This is a genomic window from Kluyvera sp., from assembly GCF_047971185.1.
Classification (GTDB): Bacteria; Pseudomonadota; Gammaproteobacteria; order Enterobacterales; family Enterobacteriaceae; genus Kluyvera.
This window is the reverse complement of record NZ_JBKDZH010000095.1, coordinates 23,950-39,574: the sequence shown is the minus strand read 5'-3', so window position 1 is coordinate 39,574 and position 15,625 is coordinate 23,950. Positions and strand designations below refer to the sequence as shown.

Sequence of the window (15,625 nt, the reverse complement as noted above, 5' to 3'; positions counted from 1 at the left end):
CCCCCCCCCCCCCCCCCCCCCCCCCCCCCCCCCCCCCCCCCCCCCCCCCCCCCCCCCCCCCCCCCCCCCCCCCCCCCCCCCCCCCCCCCCCCCCCCCCCCCCCCCCCCCCCCGCCACCGCCCCCCCCCCCCCCCCCCACCCCCCCCCCCCCCCCCACCCCCCCCCCCCCCCCCCCCCCCCCCCCCCCCCCCCCCCCCCCCCCGCCCCCCCCCCCCCCCCCCCCCCCCCCCCCCCCCCCCGCCCGCCCCCCCAGGGAGCGGTGAGTTAGCGTGTCTTAATGTCATGTCAGGCATAAATAAGCCTTGAGAGAGATTTGTAATGTGTTGATATATAAAGAAGGGAAATGATGAATGCCTTAATTAAATTTGACTAAGTCAGAGTTGCTGCTAGCTTTAAGCATTGAACAACGATAGGTGCGAAATATGGTCTCGTGTCTGACTGATGTAACCGAAATATGGCTTGTATCTCGCCAGTTAGATGATTTTTTAAGATAATTCTAGTTCGCCAGATTAAGGAATAGCAACCACACTTAATAATTCAAGTTGATACTGAGGTGAGAGTGGAATGAAATTATACGTTGCACCATTAATATATTGTTTTTTAATTCCGACAGTTTTTGCTGACGATGACAATGGTGGACTTAAGAAAGATACTGCGCCACCACCACCACCACCACCACCACATGCACTGGATGAGGGGTACCGAGGTACAGAAGATGCGCGAATCATGACGGTTCAACAGGCTAAAAGTATGCATGACGGTGCCACCATTTCCCTGCGCGGCAATCTGATTGATGATCAAGGTGGTGATAAATATGTTTTTCGTGACAAAACCGGCAGTATTCATACACTGATTCCACTTTCTGTCTTTGACGGTCGCACGGTAAAACCCGATCAAATGATCAGTATTAACGGCAGTCTGGACACCAAAATTGAACCTCCTGTGGTGCGCGTTAATAGAATACAAAAGTAACATTACCACTGCTCTGCAAATCCCCCGACGCAAAGTAACGCCTGCTGGCCTACCTGAGGAAGTAACCTAAGGCCTGCTCTTCGCTCACAGGGACCTTCAGTCCAGTCAGCAATGTCCGCTGCGTGCCAGGTGCGGACATTGCTGACATCTATCTGCATCAATTTATGGGAGCAGGGCCGAGTTATTTTTGCACTTTAAACGTTTTTCTATGCTTCAAATAAATTTTGAGTTTGATCATTTTTTGATATCATGCTAAGACCAAGGTATGTTTACAGGTCTGGGGGTAATTTATATGAAGCCAAAAGAAATACTTTGCCAATGGGTTGACGCATTTAATAATGCAGATGTAGAAGCTATTTCGGAATTATATGATGATAATGCAATAAACCATCAGGTAGCCAATGAGCCAGTTATTGGGAAAGACGCTATAAAGAAAATGTTTGAACAAGATTTTTCTTTTCCAGAAATGGTTTGTATCGTTGAAAATATTTTCGAAGATGGACAATGGGCTATTTTAGAGTGGCGTGCTCCATTAGGTTTAAGAGGTTGCGGTTTTTTTCAAATAGTAAATAATAAAATTATATTTCAAAGAGGGTACTGGGATAAGCTATCTTTCTTAAAACAGCACAATTTGCCTATTGAGTAAAATGCATATATTCCTGTATGAATGGTTTGAAAATTTATAAAAGTGTGCATTAAGGGAAGCGTAACAACTTCCCTTAAAAATTATTTATAGTATCAATGTTGTATTAAAATATAGCCTGTTCAATTAAACCTAATGTGTTAAATTATTTTAACATATTGCTCTGAATGCTTTTTATATAGATTAAACACTGAGTTAGTATCCACAACATTTTTTATTAGTTCTAATGTTAAGACAATTAGTACGGATAACGGCTCTTTCGCATTCAGCGGCATCAGACATCTGAAACACACCAAAGCCCAGCAGGGGCATTTCAATCCCGTTATTCAGTTTTACAGTTTGCATGAGGTTTTCCTTCAGCTGTTGTGTTGGAAAAGCATAACGCAAACTGATTTATTCGATTAGATGAGGTAATTAGCTAGGGTTTATGAGATGTATTCATTAATTTAAAGGTGGCTGAAGGTCGGATTTGTGCCAAAAGCAGACCTTACTGACATCACTGTGAGATAGCCATCTGCGGGCAGGTTAAGGTGTACTACGTGGTGATAGCCACGATTTTCTGTATGAAGAGGCAGAAAAAAGATACGGAAGGCCCCTAAAAGCGGGTCCTTCCTGAAGATTTTATCCTTTACTGGACGACCGATTACGTACTACCTCACCCACAACCGGGGCAGCGGTAAATGCATTTGGCCACCCAGCGTAGAATGCGGCCTGGGTAACGACCTCACCAGCCTCTTCGGCCGAAAGTCCATTATCCATCGCTCTGTTGAGGTGATAGCCAATCTGTGCACTTTGTCCTGATGCGATTAATGCGCTGACCGTAATCAGGCTTCTGTCGCGGGGTTTCAGCGCGGGTCTTTGCCAGAGATCCAGGAACAGTGGGTCAGCAGTGAATTTAACCAGGCCTGGAGATATTGGGCCAACATTTTTTTCCACTGTTTCTGAACGCTGCTTTTCTGCTTCCTGATTGATGGGGAGCAGATCCGGAGAAGCTTCAGGAAGTGCATCTGCCGTGACGCCACGAGATTCAAAAACCGCTTTGGTCACGCTGACGGCTGACATTGCATTTGGCCAACCTGAGTAGAAAGCCAGATGGGTAATGATTTCTGACACCTCCGCTGGCGTAACGCCAGTATCAAGGGCAATGTCTATATAATGCTTAAGGTCGCCAGGCTGGTTTCTGGCAATTAGCATGGCAACGGTCACCATACTACGGTCCCTGGGCGAGAGGGCATCGCGTGTCCACAGATCTTCAGTAATAGCTTCTCGACCAAAGTGCGCCAGAGCCGGTGAGACAGAACGAATATCAGCTTCCGAAATCGCTGACGGTTCTATTTTCATCATAGCTTTACCTCTTGTTTCCTCAGCATTGGCAAAATCAGAAATAACAAGCGACATTGCCGCCGCTGCAAGTATGCTTTTCATGTTAATCCTTACTGGTCAACGTTGCGGATCCTGTTTGATTCCGCCTTTGTTACGAAGAAATACCGGTTTTACCGGGATAGCGTCCTTCCTGGCGCTCATATGCGCCGTTTGCCTGAGGTAATCCAGGAAGTGCGGCGTTTGTCGGTGCAGTTGATAATCCTCCTCACTGGCGTAAATCTCATAGAAATACCAGCGGTTTGGAGTCTCTGAATCTGTACCGGCATACATGGCTAACACGCCTTTCTCTACTTTGAGCGACTCGGCCATTTCAGGAAGGACGATGTTTTTAAATTCGCTCTGAAATTCAGGCTTTACCTCGACGATCACCAGATTATTGATGGTTCGCTCATTCGGTATGAAGTGTTTGTCGCCCAGAAACTGTGGCTCCAGGGTGATTTTCTTTTTCCTGTCAATAATGTCAGGTGCACGAGCAGCGAATGCTATGTATGGGGCAGCATTGAGATGTTTGCGATAAGCACTCTCATTTTCATAGAGTTCGACCATGAATGCCTGACCTGGATTGTCGTTGCGTTGCAGGGCATACATCGCCAGCGTACCTGCTTCATGATCAACCGAAGCGGAAATCGTCTGCCTGGCCACGTCTGCAAAGTCGTTGTCCCGATCGGGCCTGACGCCGAGCTCGAAGATATTCATCACTGGCTTATTCGGCGCGTCCGGTTTTGTTGCAAAGACAGGGCTGCTTATTAGCATGCAAATTAAAAGAATAAGGCTCTTTTTCACGATGATCCTTTTATTGAAATTACTGTTTAAGACGTTCTATAAGTTGGTGTTGGTAAGAAGGTAACCGATCGCTGCTGGCGCTCTCAAAGACGAGGGGAGGAAGCCACGTCATACCTGCGTGCAGGGCGCTTGCCTTCATCGGTAAAAACACATCCGCAAGCGATACCCCGATCCTGCCGTCCGGCCCGTAAGTAGAGCTTCCCCCCGCAGCCGTACTGACTACAAGCATCTCCTTTCCCTGCCACAAACCGGGTCCGACACTCCCCCAGGTTTCATTCAACCAGGCCTTCATCATCGGCGTAATATTGAACCAGTGTGTCGGGAAGATAAAAACGACACGACTGTGTTCACGCATCATTTTTCGCTCCGCGTCGCCATTAATCTGACGTGTGTCATAACCATACAAAGTCTCAAGGTTGCGAACCGTCACGCCTTCCAGACTCTCAGCGGCTTCCTGCAACCCCTTTGTCAGAACTGAGCGCTCTGGATAAGGGTGAGAGACGATAACGAGCGTTTTAATGTCGGTTTTTTCACGACTATGTGCATGTCTGACGGGCATGAGGAAGATAAATGCAAACAAAAACAATGCTGCTGCTCTGCGCTGACGTAACCACATCATAAAACCTCGTTTGTCTTAATAAGGTAGTAAAGCGCTATGGCGTAACAGGAGTCAGTTCCGGTAATCCTTCGACAATATAGGTTCGCGAATTGCCGGCACGGTGACGGACAGGGATGATCTTCTGGTACGCTGCCGAGTTATACCAGTCCTGGGCATTTTTAAGACTCTCAAACTTAATAACAACCAGTCGGCCCTGTGCTCCGAACCCTTCTTTAATATCGGGTTCACCTCCTCTGACGATGAAGCGTCCACCAAAGGGCCTGAAAGTTGACTCAACCTGAGCGCTGTACGGTTTTATCGCTTCACGGTCGGTCGCCTGAAACTCTGCGATATAATAAGCAGGCGTTGCCGCCAGTGCTGAAGATAGCCCAGAGAGCGCGAACAGAAAGGCTACCGCTGTTTTAAAAGTCATCCTTCCTCCTGATGGTATTTCATGAAAGTGAATAAGGGCTACCGCGTCCAGACCTGCTTAACGTCTTTCGTTTGCGGCGTGTTTTGCGCCATGATCCCCGTCAGAACATGCGGCTGGTAGGTTTCTTCCAGAAACCGGATTTCCTCCGGGCTCAGTTGAAGATTTACTGCGTTTACCGCGCCATCGACGTGATCTTTTTTTGTGGCCCCTACGACAGGTGACGTGACTTTTGTCAGCAGCCAGGCGAGTGAGATTTCCGTCATGGGCACCTGATGTCGTTCAGCAAGCTCGGCGACGCGCTCGATAATGATCCGATCCTGTTCAGACGTGCTGTCATATTTTCCGCGGGCATAGGCATCCTCGGTGGCTCGCCGCGTGTGGCCTTCTTTCCGGGCGAGACGGCCGCTGGCGAGCGCGCTATAGGGCGTCATTGCGATATCATCTTCAGCGCACAGACCGAAGAGCTCTCGTTCATCTTCACGCATAATCAGGTTGTAGTGGCTTTGCGCAGAGACAAAAGGCGTCAGCCCTTCACGTTCGGCAAGGGCGTTCGCCTTCGCCAGCTGCCAGGCATAGCAGTTTGAAATACCAATAGCGCGCACCTTGCCAGCAGTAACGGCGGCATGCAGCGCTTCAAGCACCTCGATAACGGGCGTGTTGTAATCCCAGATGTGGTAGATGTAGAGGTCGATGTAGTCCATCCCCAGATTCTGCAGGCTCTGGTCTAGCGATCGGGCTATTGCCTGCTTTCCGCTGATACCTTCGGAAATTTGCGCGGGTGTTCGCGGCAGAAACTTGGTGGCCAGCACCACGTCATCGCGTTTCGCCATCTCCCGTAGCGCCCGGCCAACGTATCGCTCGCTGGAGCCGTTCTGATAGGCGATGGCGGTATCGTAAAAATTGATACCCTTTTCGAGGCCGTAGCGGATGATGTCGCGGCTTGCTGTTTCGTCCAGCGTCCAGCTGTGCTGGCCCGTCAACGGATCGCCAAACCCCATACACCCCATGCAGATGCGGGAAACAAGTAAGTCACTTTTACCGAGCCGGGTATACTGCATCGTTATTCTCCCTCTGGATTATTCACGACGGTATTGAGCAGGTCGACAAGCCTTGAAGCGTGCTCCCTGGCAAGCGTTTTTTGCTGCGCGATTTTGTCGGCATCCCGGTCGGCATAGCTGATACCGCAGGTATAAACCGGCGCCAGCAGCTCAAGATTGCACAGCCTTGCCGTGGTCTCGAATGGAATAAGATACTCTTCAATGGCATGGCCAAAGAAACCGTCAGCGGTATAGAGATCCTGCGGCGCCCCTGTAGTGAAGGAGAGGATTAGCTTTTTACCGCCCAGTTTTGCCGTTGAGCCATGCGCGAAGCCGTGGACAAATACCTCGTCGAGCCATTGTTTCATTAATCCTGGCAGCCCATACCAGGAAAAAGGGAACTGCCAGACAATCACATCGGCCCTGAGCAGGCTTTCCTGCTCCGCAGCGATATTGATTTTGCCGTCCGGATAGAGCCAGTCCAGACGACGAATCTCAGCATCGGGAAGGGCGGTCGCCACTTCATCAAGGATAGTGGCGTTGGCGACGGAATGGTTCAGCTCAGGATGACCTGAAATAACAAGGATATTTTTCATTTCAATAAGTTAAATGTCTTGGTGAATATTTAACCCAGTATAGAGTGACAATATTATTTTTTTTAGAGCAGTAAAGGCTCATTCACTTTTAGACAAAAACTAATAATGGTCGGCCGAACTTATTGTGCCCAGTCATCATGATCCGGTGAACTAAACCGTGATGCCCAGTAAACGTTCTGCATTGCGAAACGCGATGGCCTCTTTTTCAGCCTTGTTGACGGGCAGACTGTCTATAAAGGTTTTTACACCGTCCAGGGTCTGATAGGGATAATCAACGGAGAACAGGATCCTTTCAGCACCCATTAACGCGTAGATAAACTGGAAGTGCGGCAGTGTCAGCATACCTGACGGGGTAACGTAAACGTGTTCCTGGAAGGTTCTCGTTAGCGTGCGTGACAGACCCGTTGCAGCCAGTGGTAGGCTGTCATCAAGACGCTGGAGCCAGAAGGGTAACATCTCCCCCCAGTGGCCACTGATTACCTGCAGGTTGGGATATTTATCAAATGCGCCCGATAACATCAGCCGTAACAAATGGATCCCGGCTTCGTGATGCCAGCCCCAGCCAAACATAGAAAGCCTGGCGTTGACCTCTGCGCTGAAGCCCGTGAAGTAGGCCTGCTGTACGCTTTTAAGCGGTAATCCGGGATGAAGATAGAGTGGCACATTCAGTTTATTAAAGCGGGAAAGCAGGGAGTCATAGTCAGGATGATCGAGAAAGCATGAAACGACACACAGCACGGGTTTATCTGCAGGTTTCATATCGGGCCTCACTATTTATTTTTAAATTCAGCGGCAAAGAGATTTTCCCAGTTAATAAATGAGCCAAGCGGAATACACTCGAAGCTTAATAAGCCTGCTTTTGCCAGCGGGAATTCGGCCATTACGTTCATCGCTTCATCGACAGAGTCGCATTCAAGAAATATAGCGACGCCAGGTCGGTCCTGACGGAAGTAGATGTCGCGGATGAAGCCGGAGTTATACACTCCCCAGGCGTGCAGAGCTTCAGCGTTAAGGTGCGGAGCATATTTTTCCAGCGATGCTCCAGGTGCGGGGATATCCAGACATAAAATTCGCATCATAGTCTCCTGAACTCAGGTCGTTGTAGAAAGAGACTAAAGTATAAGAGGCGTATTTCAGGAAGATTAGAGGGTCATTGACTTAAGCATTTTTAGACTGTACTTAATAATCAGGCGAGTATTGCTTAAGGAAAACATTATGAATAACGCCCTTTATAATCAGATACGCATCTTTCAGAGCATTGCGCGGGAGGGCAATATTTCGGCAGCCGCAAGGAAACTGGAAATTACGCCTCCCTCCGTCAGCAATGCGCTAAAGCTGCTGGAAGAGCATATCGGCCATCCGCTTTTTGTGCGTACGACCCGCCGTATAGAGCTGACGGAAACCGGTCAGCTGTTGCTGGAACAGACCGCTGCGGCGGTGGAATCGCTGGAAAATTCGCTTGAAAGCATTCGCGACCAGAATCAGGAGCCCTCTGGTATGGTGCGAATTACGCTCTCGCGTTTTGCCTATCTGTTAATTCTTAAGCCTGCGATGGCAGAATTCTGTCAGCAATATCCGGGTATACAGTTAGAAATTTCGGTCTACGACGGTACCGTGAATATCATCGAAGAGCGTTTTGATCTGGGGATCCGTTTTGGCGATATTCTTGAGGGAGGGGTGGTGGCCCGGCCGTTAATGAAACCGTTTCGTGAAGGGTTATATGCATCCTCAGCGTATCTCTCCCGGCATGGAACGCCTGAAGTGCCGGCAGATCTCAGTCATCACCAGCTGATTGGTTACCGTTTTATCACCAACAACCGCATCCTTCCGCTGCTCCTGAACGATCGCGGTGAGCAGTTGACCGTTGAGATGCCGGGGCAGTTAATCAGCAACGATATTGACGTTATGGCAGACGGGATCCGTAACGGGCTGGGAATAGGGCGCTTGTTTGAACCTGTCTGGCAACTACAGCCCGACAGGGAGCAATTTATACCCGTGATGGAGAGCTACTGGAAAACCTACCCGCCAGTGTATCTCTATTACCCCAAAAACGCGGGTAAAACAAAAAGAGTGAAGGCCCTGATTGATTTTCTGATAATCACTTCAATGGACGACTCACAGGTTTACCCTGACTGACGTCCTCTCGGACCTTCAACTCAGTTAGCTCGTCCGCTCTGTGCCAGCGGACGTGTATAACAGCATGGCCTCTTTAACAATCACTTTTTTGAAGCTCCAAAGCAATGCAAGAAGCTGACAAAAATTACCAGTCAGCGTCAGTCTGGAGCAGTTATCGATACAGTTTCGCAATATCTTCGTCAGTACGATTACCATGAATTTTAATCAGAGACAGTGCATCCTCGAGCTTCTGGAACTCAGGAGTCGTAAGCTGAACACCTGCCTCATATGTAATTCTGACGCTTACTTGAATGTCCGCTTTTCGCTCACAGCGGACCTTCACCTCCGCTAGCCTGACCAGCGCATACCGCAATATTCACTCAGTTCACACAAGTTAAACGCTTCATTATGATGTCTCTCTGCGGATCGGTCCCCACCTGGAAAATATGTTCACCTGCTTCGGTAAACCCAAACTTACGGTAAAAAGCGATCGCTCTTGGGTTATGTTCCCAGACTCCCAACCAGACAACATCTGAGCCCTGCACCTCAAATTCAGCAAGGCACTTCCGCATAAGTTCTTGTGCAAATCCTTGACCATGGTAGGGCGCATCAATATACAGACACAGGATCTCGCCGGCGTGAATGCTGTTCACACAGGATGGGAACTCTTCCCACCTCAACTGGGCGTATCCTATTAATTTGCCGTTATGTTCACAGACCAATGTAATCCAGTCTTCTCTGAGGATTTCTTGCAACTGAATATTCGTCGAATAGCTTGCCTGGCAGTGAAGATCCATATCCTGCTGGGTATTACCCTCCTGGAAAGTCATTCTGAAGGTTCGTTCAGCTAAAACGGCCAGTTCTGCGGCATCAGCGCGATTTGCCCTGCGAATTAACATGGGTCATTACTCCCTGATAAGAAAGGGGGCGATACGGGCAATGCTCAGGATGCTTTTTCATGTACCGTCATGATGAAAACCAGCGGGTCCTTCTCTCTGTTTTCATAAAAATGCGCAACGTCCGTTCTGGCGGTTGCCGAACAACCTGTCTTTACCTGATATAGGTGGTCCTGTACGCCAAGCGTGAGCGTCCCCGCCTGTACATAAAACAGTTCAAGCGTCCCTTCCGTGTGGCCCGGTGAAGCAAATTTTTCCCCCGGCTGCATTTCCCACATCCAGAGCTCGGTCATCTCGGGGCCGCCGGATCCTGCGAGCAACCGTGCTCTCCCGCCTTTTTCACCTTCCCACAGTTCCGGGATCTCATCTTCAGCAATGAGATGCACGGTTGGTTTTGAACTGACATCCACAAAGTCAGCCACCGAAACGCCCATCGCGGCAGCCAGGCGGCAGAGCAGGGCAATGCTCGGATTCGCCCGGCAGCCCTCAATCTCAACCAGCGCCCCTTTGCTGACGCCCGCGCGGCGGGACAGCTCATCAAGTGATATTTTCTTCTGTTTACGATACAGCTTAATCCGCTGAGATACGGCTTCGTTCACGGTGCTGGCAATCGCATCCGCATCGGTCATTAAATTGACTTTTTTGGTCATCGGTCATTATCATGGAATAAATTGGTCATTACAGGATTATCACGTGTTCACAGTCTCTCCGTCAATCGCGCCTGAAATTTATCGTATTGCCCCCGGCTTTCGGGCGCTGAGTATCCACGTCAAAGCCGCACCGGTGCTGAACCCCGATACTGGCGAAACGGCGCTGCAGGAAGCCTGTGCCGCGGTTCTGGCCGGTGAGCCGGAATGGGCGGAAGCTCATCTGGCCGCATGGGCTGAGGTTTTTCAGAAATTTGGTGCTAAACCCAAACGTACCCCTTGTTCAGCCGATGCGTTACGTAAGCGCGTATTACGTGACGGAACGATGCCAGCGCTCGATCCCATTGTTGATCTCTATAATGCCGTTAGCCTTCGCTACGCCATTCCCGTGGGCGGCGAAAACATTGCTGCCTATCAGGGGGCGCCGCGTCTGGCTGTGGCAAAGGGCACAGAGCCTTTTGATACCGTTAAAGACGGTGAGGCCGCCATTGAATACCCTTCGCAAGGCGAGGTTATCTGGTGCGATGATGCTGGCGTGACCTGCCGTCGCTGGAACTGGCGGCAAGGGATCCGCACCCGATTAAGCGTGGAAGCTGAGCAAATGTGGTTTATTCTGGAAAGTCTGCCGCAGATGCCGCTGGAGAAGCTTCATGAAGCTGGAAAGATGCTGACTGACGGCCTTGAAAAAATGATGCCGGGCCTGTGGTTTGACGTTGCTCTCATCGAAGAGCAACAGCAGTAATATCATTCAGGAGAAACACGATGTTTACCGGCTTGTCTGCGTTTCCATTAACCCCGGTCACCGCCAGCGGCGTGGACGAAAAGGGTTTCAGTCATCTTCTGGCCCGCCTGACGGATGCTCGGGTTGATTCAATGGGCATCCTGGGCTCTACCGGCAGCTATGCGTATCTCACCCGAGAGCAACGCAAGCGCGTAGCGACGCTGGCAAAACAGCATGCCGGGGATATCCCCATCATGGTGTGCGTGGGGGCTGTCAGCACGGATGCCATCCTGCATCTGTCAGACGATGCACAAGCTGCGGGCGCCGATGCTTTGCTGCTTCCGGCGGTCAGCTACCAGTCACTGCGTGAGGAAGAAGTCTTTGCATTGTTTGAGACCGTGACCCGGCATGTATCTGTACCGGTATGCATCTATGATAATCCCGGCACCACGCATTTTACCTTCACGGATGAACTGCACGGCCGCCTCTCATCGCTGGAGGGCGTTCGTTCGGTTAAGATCCCGGGCGTCCCGGATAGCCCGGCGGCAGCGGCTGCGCGGGTGGATGCGTTACGTCAGCAACTGCACCCTGGCGTTACCATCGGTATCAGCGGGGATGCTTATGCCGGGCTGGGATTAAACGCCGGCTGTGAAGTCTGGTACTCCGTGTGCGGCGGGTTGTTCCCGGCGATGGCGAAACAAATTACTGACGCGGCGGCGGCGAAGGATCATCGGCGCGTTACCGAGCTCACGACCAGGCTTGAGCCTTTGTGGGCGCTGTTCCGTAAACATGGCGGCAGTCTGCGGGTGATTGCGGCGGCCGCAGGCGTGCTTGGGCTGACCGATACGGACTGTTTGCCTCGGCCTCTTCTGCCACTCCCGGCGGGGGATATCGCAGATATTGCCGGGGTGATAAGCGCGCTGGAGCTGAAATAATCCGCCATGGTGGCGGCAACGATGATAAGACAGGGGATCTCTTTTGTATCCCCTTTTTTTATATATCGTTGCCGCGCTTAAATGATTAATGATAAAAATAAAAGCCCACAATAATATTCAAAAATAGATTATCTATAATGTTAACCACTGATGAAATTAAAGTAACATTCCGTAAGTCAAGGGTGTTTTTTCTTTTTCATAGACGAGAATTTAAATGTCGTGATATAATACGGCGGAAAAAATTCGCTGATTATTATTTGGCGATTAATGTAAATATATTTTCGAGAGGACATTCCAGTGGGACGTAAATGGGCCAATATCGTTGCTAAAAAAACGGCGAAAGACGGGGCAACGTCTAATGTATATGCAAAGTTCGGCGTGGAAATCTACGCTGCAGCGAAACAAGGTGAGCCTGACCCGGAATTAAACACAGCTTTAAAATTCGTTATTGAACGTGCGAAACAGGCGCAGGTTCCTAAACACGTTATTGATAAAGCCATTGATAAAGCCAAAGGCGGCAGTGATGAAACCTTCGTACAGGGCCGTTATGAAGGCTTTGGACCAAGTGGTTCCATGATTATTGCTGAAACGCTGACGTCAAATGTTAACCGCACGATTGCTAATATTCGCTCAATCTTCAATAAAAAAGGCGGAAATATCGGTGCGGCAGGTGCTGTCAGCTATATGTTTGACAATACCGGGGTGATTGTATTTAAAGGCACTGACCCTGATAAAATTTTTGAAATTTTGCTTGAAGCTGAAGTTGATGTTCGTGATGTCACCGAAGATGAAGGCAATATCGTTGTTTATACTGAGTCTGCTGACCTTCATAAAGGTATTGCAGCGTTAAAAGCCGCGGGAATTACAGAGTTCTCAACCACCGAATTAGAAATGATCGCGCAATCAGAAATTGAACTTTCACCAGAAGATTTAGCCATCTTTGAAGGCCTTGTTGACGCCCTTGAAGATGATGATGATGTGCAGAAAGTTTATCATAACGTGGCAAATCTCTAATGATAAATTGAAAAGTCTGTCGTTATGGCAGATTTTTTAACTTATTTTATAGACGACGGTTTAAATGATTTCACTCGCTTAGCGTCATTCCTATTTTCAATTCGCTAAGCTGAAATCAGAAAATAATGAACCCAGCCGGTCACAAGGGTAGTCACTTCCCCAGAAGTACTACCCCGGCGGGCCATTACGGGCGCAACCGCGGCTCAATACCCATCCCGAAGGATAGCTACCTACCAATCGTGATTCGGTGGGGCGGTGGCAATGGCAGGGGAATGGGTATCGCCGTGACAAGCATCGCCCGCTAAATCTGCGCCAACCCGCCGTCGACGTAGATTTCAGCGGCATTGATAAAGCTGGCCTCATCAGATGCCAGAAACGCCACGGTCTTCGCCACTTCTTCCGGTTCACCCAGACGACCTAGCGGTACGCCAACGGCCAGGGCATCGAACAACCCTTGTCGATGCTCTTCGGTAACCAGCCCGCCCAGGCCCGGCGTGCGGATAGGCCCCGGGCTGACCACGTTGACGCGGATGCCGCGATCCTGCAGGTCCAGCGCCCATGAGCGGGCCAGGCTGCGGACTGCGGCCTTACTGGCGCTGTACACGCTAAAATTAGCGGTGCCTTTAACCGCGGCGGTTGAGCCGGTCAAAATTACCGACGCCCCGCGGGTTAACAGCGGCAGCGCCTTCTGTACCGTAAACAGCAGGCCACGCACGTTGGTGCCAAAAATACGATCGAAATGCTCCTCTGTGATGGCACCCAGCGGCATCATATCGCCGCCGCCGGCGTTGGCGAACAGCACGTCCAGACGGCCTGCTTCGCTGGCGATAGTGGAAAATACGCTATCGAGATCGCTTAACGCGGAGGCGTCGGCGCGGATGCCTTTTGCCGATGGGCCGATTAAGGCGACCGCTGCGTCAAGCTCCTCCTGGCGACGGCCGGTGATGTACACCGTGGCGCCTTGTTCTGCCAGCAGCTGTGCGGAGGCCAGGCCGATACCGGAGCTGCCGCCCGTGACTAACGCAATTTTTCCTGAAAGTTTCTTACTCATGGTGCATTTCCTTAACTAAAGTATGAATATGCCAATGGAGTCATCGACTTACAACGATAACCTGGCTGCTAAGTTCGTGGGTACTGTAGCGTTATCGAACGGTGCAGAAAAATACTGGAATGTGAAAAACACTCTTCACCTGTGTGAATAATGGCGAACTGCTGCCGGGAAAAAACATAATGGACCGATTCTCTGCCCTTAAAGTCTTTACGCGCGTTGTCGAAGCCAACAGTTTTACCCGTGCGGCCGACTCGCTGAATATGCCGAATGCGACCCTCAGTAAAACTATCCAGCAGCTGGAGTCTCATCTGGGGGTTTGCCTGTTGCAGCGCACGACGCGGCGCATCACCGTCACCCCGGAAGGGCGGGAGTACTACGAAAAGGCGCTGCGTATTCTTCAGGATCTCGACGATATCGACGCCTCGTTTAAGACCGCCCGCAACAAGCCCAAAGGGTATCTGCGTATCGCCGTTGGCGGCTCGACCGCGCGCGACGTGCTGATCCCGCTGCTGGCCGATTTTATGACCACCTACCCGGATATCCGCATCGATCTGGCGGTGGCCGATAAGCCTTCGGATCTGATTGGCGGCAATATCGACTGCGCGATCCGCGGGGGGCCGATGGACGACTCCACGCTGATCGCGCGGAAAATCGGCGAAGCGGCGCTCATTACCTGCGCCACGCCCGGTTACCTGAAGTGCTATGGCGTGCCCGCGTATCCGGATGAGCTGAAGAACGGCCACCGGCTGATCAGCTATCTATCGCCCGCCAGCGGCAGAGCGTTTCCGTTCCGCTTCGAACACGACGGCGTTCATACGGAGATCAAAACCGAGCATCATCTGGGGATTAACGAGAGCAACGCCCATATTGCCGCCGCAGAGGCCGGGCTGGGCATTGTGCAGACTTTTACCTATTCGCTGAAAAATGCGCTGGCGAGCGGTGCGCTGGTGGAGGTCCTCAGCCAGTGGCGCCCGGCATCGTATCCGTTTCATGTGGTGTACGCCCAGAACCGGCACGTGCCTTCCCGGCTGCGCGTGTTTATTGAATGGCTGGTTGAAGCGTTTCCAGCCGCGGTGAAAGAGTAGTTAACTTCAGCACCGGCGGGCCAGGTGACCCGCCGGTGCTGTCTTAACGGGCGATCAGCGCGAACACGCCCCAGCCAAAGTATTCCCGCGCGTAGGTGGTGTGGCGCAGCGGGGCGGCGGTCAGTTCGGCGCGCACCTCCGGGGCAAACGCATCGTCCGGGTTTTTCGCCAGCCAGCGATGCATCGTCAGCCACTTCGCCGCTTCATACCGATCCCAGCCTTCCTGGTCGGCCAGCACCATTTCCACCACGTCATAGCCCAGTTCGCCGAAGGAGGCGACCAGCCCGGGAAGGGGCAGAAAATCGGCCGTTGAGCCCACGCCGCAGGCTTGGGCTACCGCCTCTGTTTCAGGCATCCGACGCCAGTACGGCTCGCCGATAAGCAGCACGCCGCAATATCGCATTTTTCCTCCGCAACGTAACCGGCGGCATCGTTATGCACAAACTGCACGCGGTCGCTGACGTTCAGTTCCTCCGCACGCGCTCTGGCCTGTGCGGTGAACAGCGGACTCATATCGATACCCAGGCCGGTTACGCCGTGGTCGCGCGCCCAGGTGCAGAGCATCTCGCCCGAACCGCTGCCGAGGTCGAGGATGCGCGTCTCCGGCGCCATGCGCAGCACCCGGCCCAGGGTGGCGTACTTTTCTGCGGTGAACGGATTATGGATGCGGTGTTCGCTTTCACTAATGGTAAAAATACGAGGAATGTCCATTATTC

At 51.4% G+C, this 15,625-nt stretch carries 18 protein-coding genes and 2 pseudogenes; 7 read left to right on the top strand and 13 right to left on the bottom strand.

The genetic code is table 11. The annotated features are described in order from the left end of the window. The first annotated feature begins 564 nt into the window (after positions 1-564). Positions 565-972: a YdeI family stress tolerance OB fold protein gene (locus tag ACK5JN_RS20400; RefSeq protein WP_416871823.1), complete on the top strand. Its 408-nt coding sequence runs from the start codon at positions 565-567 to the stop codon at positions 970-972. A 292-nt stretch (positions 973-1,264) separates the two neighbouring features. After that, entirely contained in the window at positions 1,265-1,618 is a 354-nt protein-coding gene (locus ACK5JN_RS20395; protein ID WP_416871822.1) for a nuclear transport factor 2 family protein, read from the top strand. Between the two features lie 243 nt (positions 1,619-1,861). Here the strand turns inward: ACK5JN_RS20395 and ACK5JN_RS20390 are convergent. From ACK5JN_RS20390 to ACK5JN_RS20350, 9 genes and pseudogenes are all read right to left on the bottom strand, one after another. Next, a pseudogene (locus ACK5JN_RS20390) lies at positions 1,862-1,960 on the bottom strand (aldo/keto reductase); the annotation flags it as partial. A gap of 276 nt (positions 1,961-2,236) precedes the next feature. Continuing rightward, a complete protein-coding gene (locus ACK5JN_RS20385) occupies positions 2,237-3,040 on the bottom strand; it encodes a carboxymuconolactone decarboxylase family protein (RefSeq protein WP_416871821.1) in 804 nt (267 codons plus the stop codon). 15 nt (positions 3,041-3,055) lie between these two features. Next, on the bottom strand, positions 3,056-3,751 hold the full coding sequence (locus ACK5JN_RS20380) for a putative quinol monooxygenase (RefSeq protein ID WP_416871826.1): 696 nt from the start codon (positions 3,749-3,751) through the stop codon (positions 3,056-3,058). A 49-nt stretch (positions 3,752-3,800) separates the two neighbouring features. Further along, positions 3,801-4,397, bottom strand: coding sequence for an NAD(P)H-dependent oxidoreductase (locus ACK5JN_RS20375; RefSeq protein WP_416871825.1), 597 nt, complete (start codon positions 4,395-4,397; stop codon positions 3,801-3,803). A gap of 37 nt (positions 4,398-4,434) precedes the next feature. Further along, positions 4,435-4,812 (bottom strand): DUF1330 domain-containing protein, encoded by a 378-nt coding sequence (locus tag ACK5JN_RS20370; protein ID WP_416871820.1) that lies wholly within the window; start codon positions 4,810-4,812, stop codon positions 4,435-4,437. Positions 4,813-4,850: 38 nt separating this feature from the next. Next, positions 4,851-5,870, bottom strand: a complete 1,020-nt coding sequence (locus ACK5JN_RS20365) for an aldo/keto reductase (protein WP_416871819.1) — start codon at positions 5,868-5,870, stop codon at positions 4,851-4,853. A 2-nt stretch (positions 5,871-5,872) separates the two neighbouring features. Further along, a complete protein-coding gene (locus ACK5JN_RS20360; RefSeq protein WP_416871818.1) occupies positions 5,873-6,445 on the bottom strand; it encodes an NAD(P)H-dependent oxidoreductase in 573 nt (190 codons plus the stop codon). A 150-nt stretch (positions 6,446-6,595) separates the two neighbouring features. Continuing rightward, positions 6,596-7,204 carry an amidohydrolase family protein gene (locus ACK5JN_RS20355; RefSeq protein WP_416871817.1) on the bottom strand — a complete coding sequence of 203 codons (609 nt, stop codon included), beginning with the start codon at positions 7,202-7,204 and terminating at the stop codon, positions 6,596-6,598. A gap of 11 nt (positions 7,205-7,215) precedes the next feature. Continuing rightward, entirely contained in the window at positions 7,216-7,521 is a 306-nt protein-coding gene (locus tag ACK5JN_RS20350) for a superoxide dismutase (RefSeq protein ID WP_416871824.1), read from the bottom strand. 139 nt (positions 7,522-7,660) lie between these two features. Here ACK5JN_RS20350 and ACK5JN_RS20345 point away from each other — a divergent pair, with 139 nt between their 5' ends. Continuing rightward, entirely contained in the window at positions 7,661-8,581 is a 921-nt protein-coding gene (locus ACK5JN_RS20345; protein ID WP_416871816.1) for a LysR family transcriptional regulator, read from the top strand. Between the two features lie 359 nt (positions 8,582-8,940). Here the strand turns inward: ACK5JN_RS20345 and ACK5JN_RS20340 are convergent, their stop codons facing one another. Both ACK5JN_RS20340 and ACK5JN_RS20335 read right to left on the bottom strand, forming a co-directional pair. Beyond that, on the bottom strand, positions 8,941-9,459 hold the full coding sequence (locus ACK5JN_RS20340) for a GNAT family N-acetyltransferase (protein ID WP_416871815.1): 519 nt from the start codon (positions 9,457-9,459) through the stop codon (positions 8,941-8,943). A gap of 44 nt (positions 9,460-9,503) precedes the next feature. Further along, complete coding sequence (locus tag ACK5JN_RS20335; RefSeq protein WP_416871814.1) at positions 9,504-10,106, bottom strand: helix-turn-helix domain-containing protein; 603 nt, start codon at positions 10,104-10,106, stop codon at positions 9,504-9,506. Positions 10,107-10,149: 43 nt separating this feature from the next. Between ACK5JN_RS20335 and ACK5JN_RS20330 the strand changes: the two genes are divergently transcribed. The 3 genes from ACK5JN_RS20330 to ACK5JN_RS20320 all read left to right on the top strand — a co-directional run bounded on the left by ACK5JN_RS20330 (position 10,150) and on the right by ACK5JN_RS20320 (position 12,773). Next, positions 10,150-10,845: a B3/4 domain-containing protein gene (locus tag ACK5JN_RS20330; protein ID WP_416871813.1), complete on the top strand. Its 696-nt coding sequence runs from the start codon at positions 10,150-10,152 to the stop codon at positions 10,843-10,845. A 20-nt stretch (positions 10,846-10,865) separates the two neighbouring features. Continuing rightward, on the top strand, positions 10,866-11,759 hold the full coding sequence (locus tag ACK5JN_RS20325; RefSeq protein WP_416871812.1) for a dihydrodipicolinate synthase family protein: 894 nt from the start codon (positions 10,866-10,868) through the stop codon (positions 11,757-11,759). A 297-nt stretch (positions 11,760-12,056) separates the two neighbouring features. After that, positions 12,057-12,773, top strand: coding sequence for a YebC/PmpR family DNA-binding transcriptional regulator (locus tag ACK5JN_RS20320; protein ID WP_416871811.1), 717 nt, complete (start codon positions 12,057-12,059; stop codon positions 12,771-12,773). 301 nt (positions 12,774-13,074) lie between these two features. Here ACK5JN_RS20320 and ACK5JN_RS20315 read toward each other — a convergent pair whose 3' ends face one another. Further along, a complete protein-coding gene (locus tag ACK5JN_RS20315) occupies positions 13,075-13,824 on the bottom strand; it encodes an SDR family NAD(P)-dependent oxidoreductase (protein ID WP_416871810.1) in 750 nt (249 codons plus the stop codon). A gap of 179 nt (positions 13,825-14,003) precedes the next feature. Between ACK5JN_RS20315 and ACK5JN_RS20310 the strand changes: the two genes are divergently transcribed. Further along, entirely contained in the window at positions 14,004-14,909 is a 906-nt protein-coding gene (locus ACK5JN_RS20310; protein ID WP_416871809.1) for a LysR family transcriptional regulator, read from the top strand. A gap of 43 nt (positions 14,910-14,952) precedes the next feature. Here ACK5JN_RS20310 and ACK5JN_RS20305 read toward each other — a convergent pair. Beyond that, positions 14,953-15,620 (bottom strand): annotated as a pseudogene (locus tag ACK5JN_RS20305) (SAM-dependent methyltransferase). Positions 15,621-15,625 lie beyond the last annotated feature (5 nt).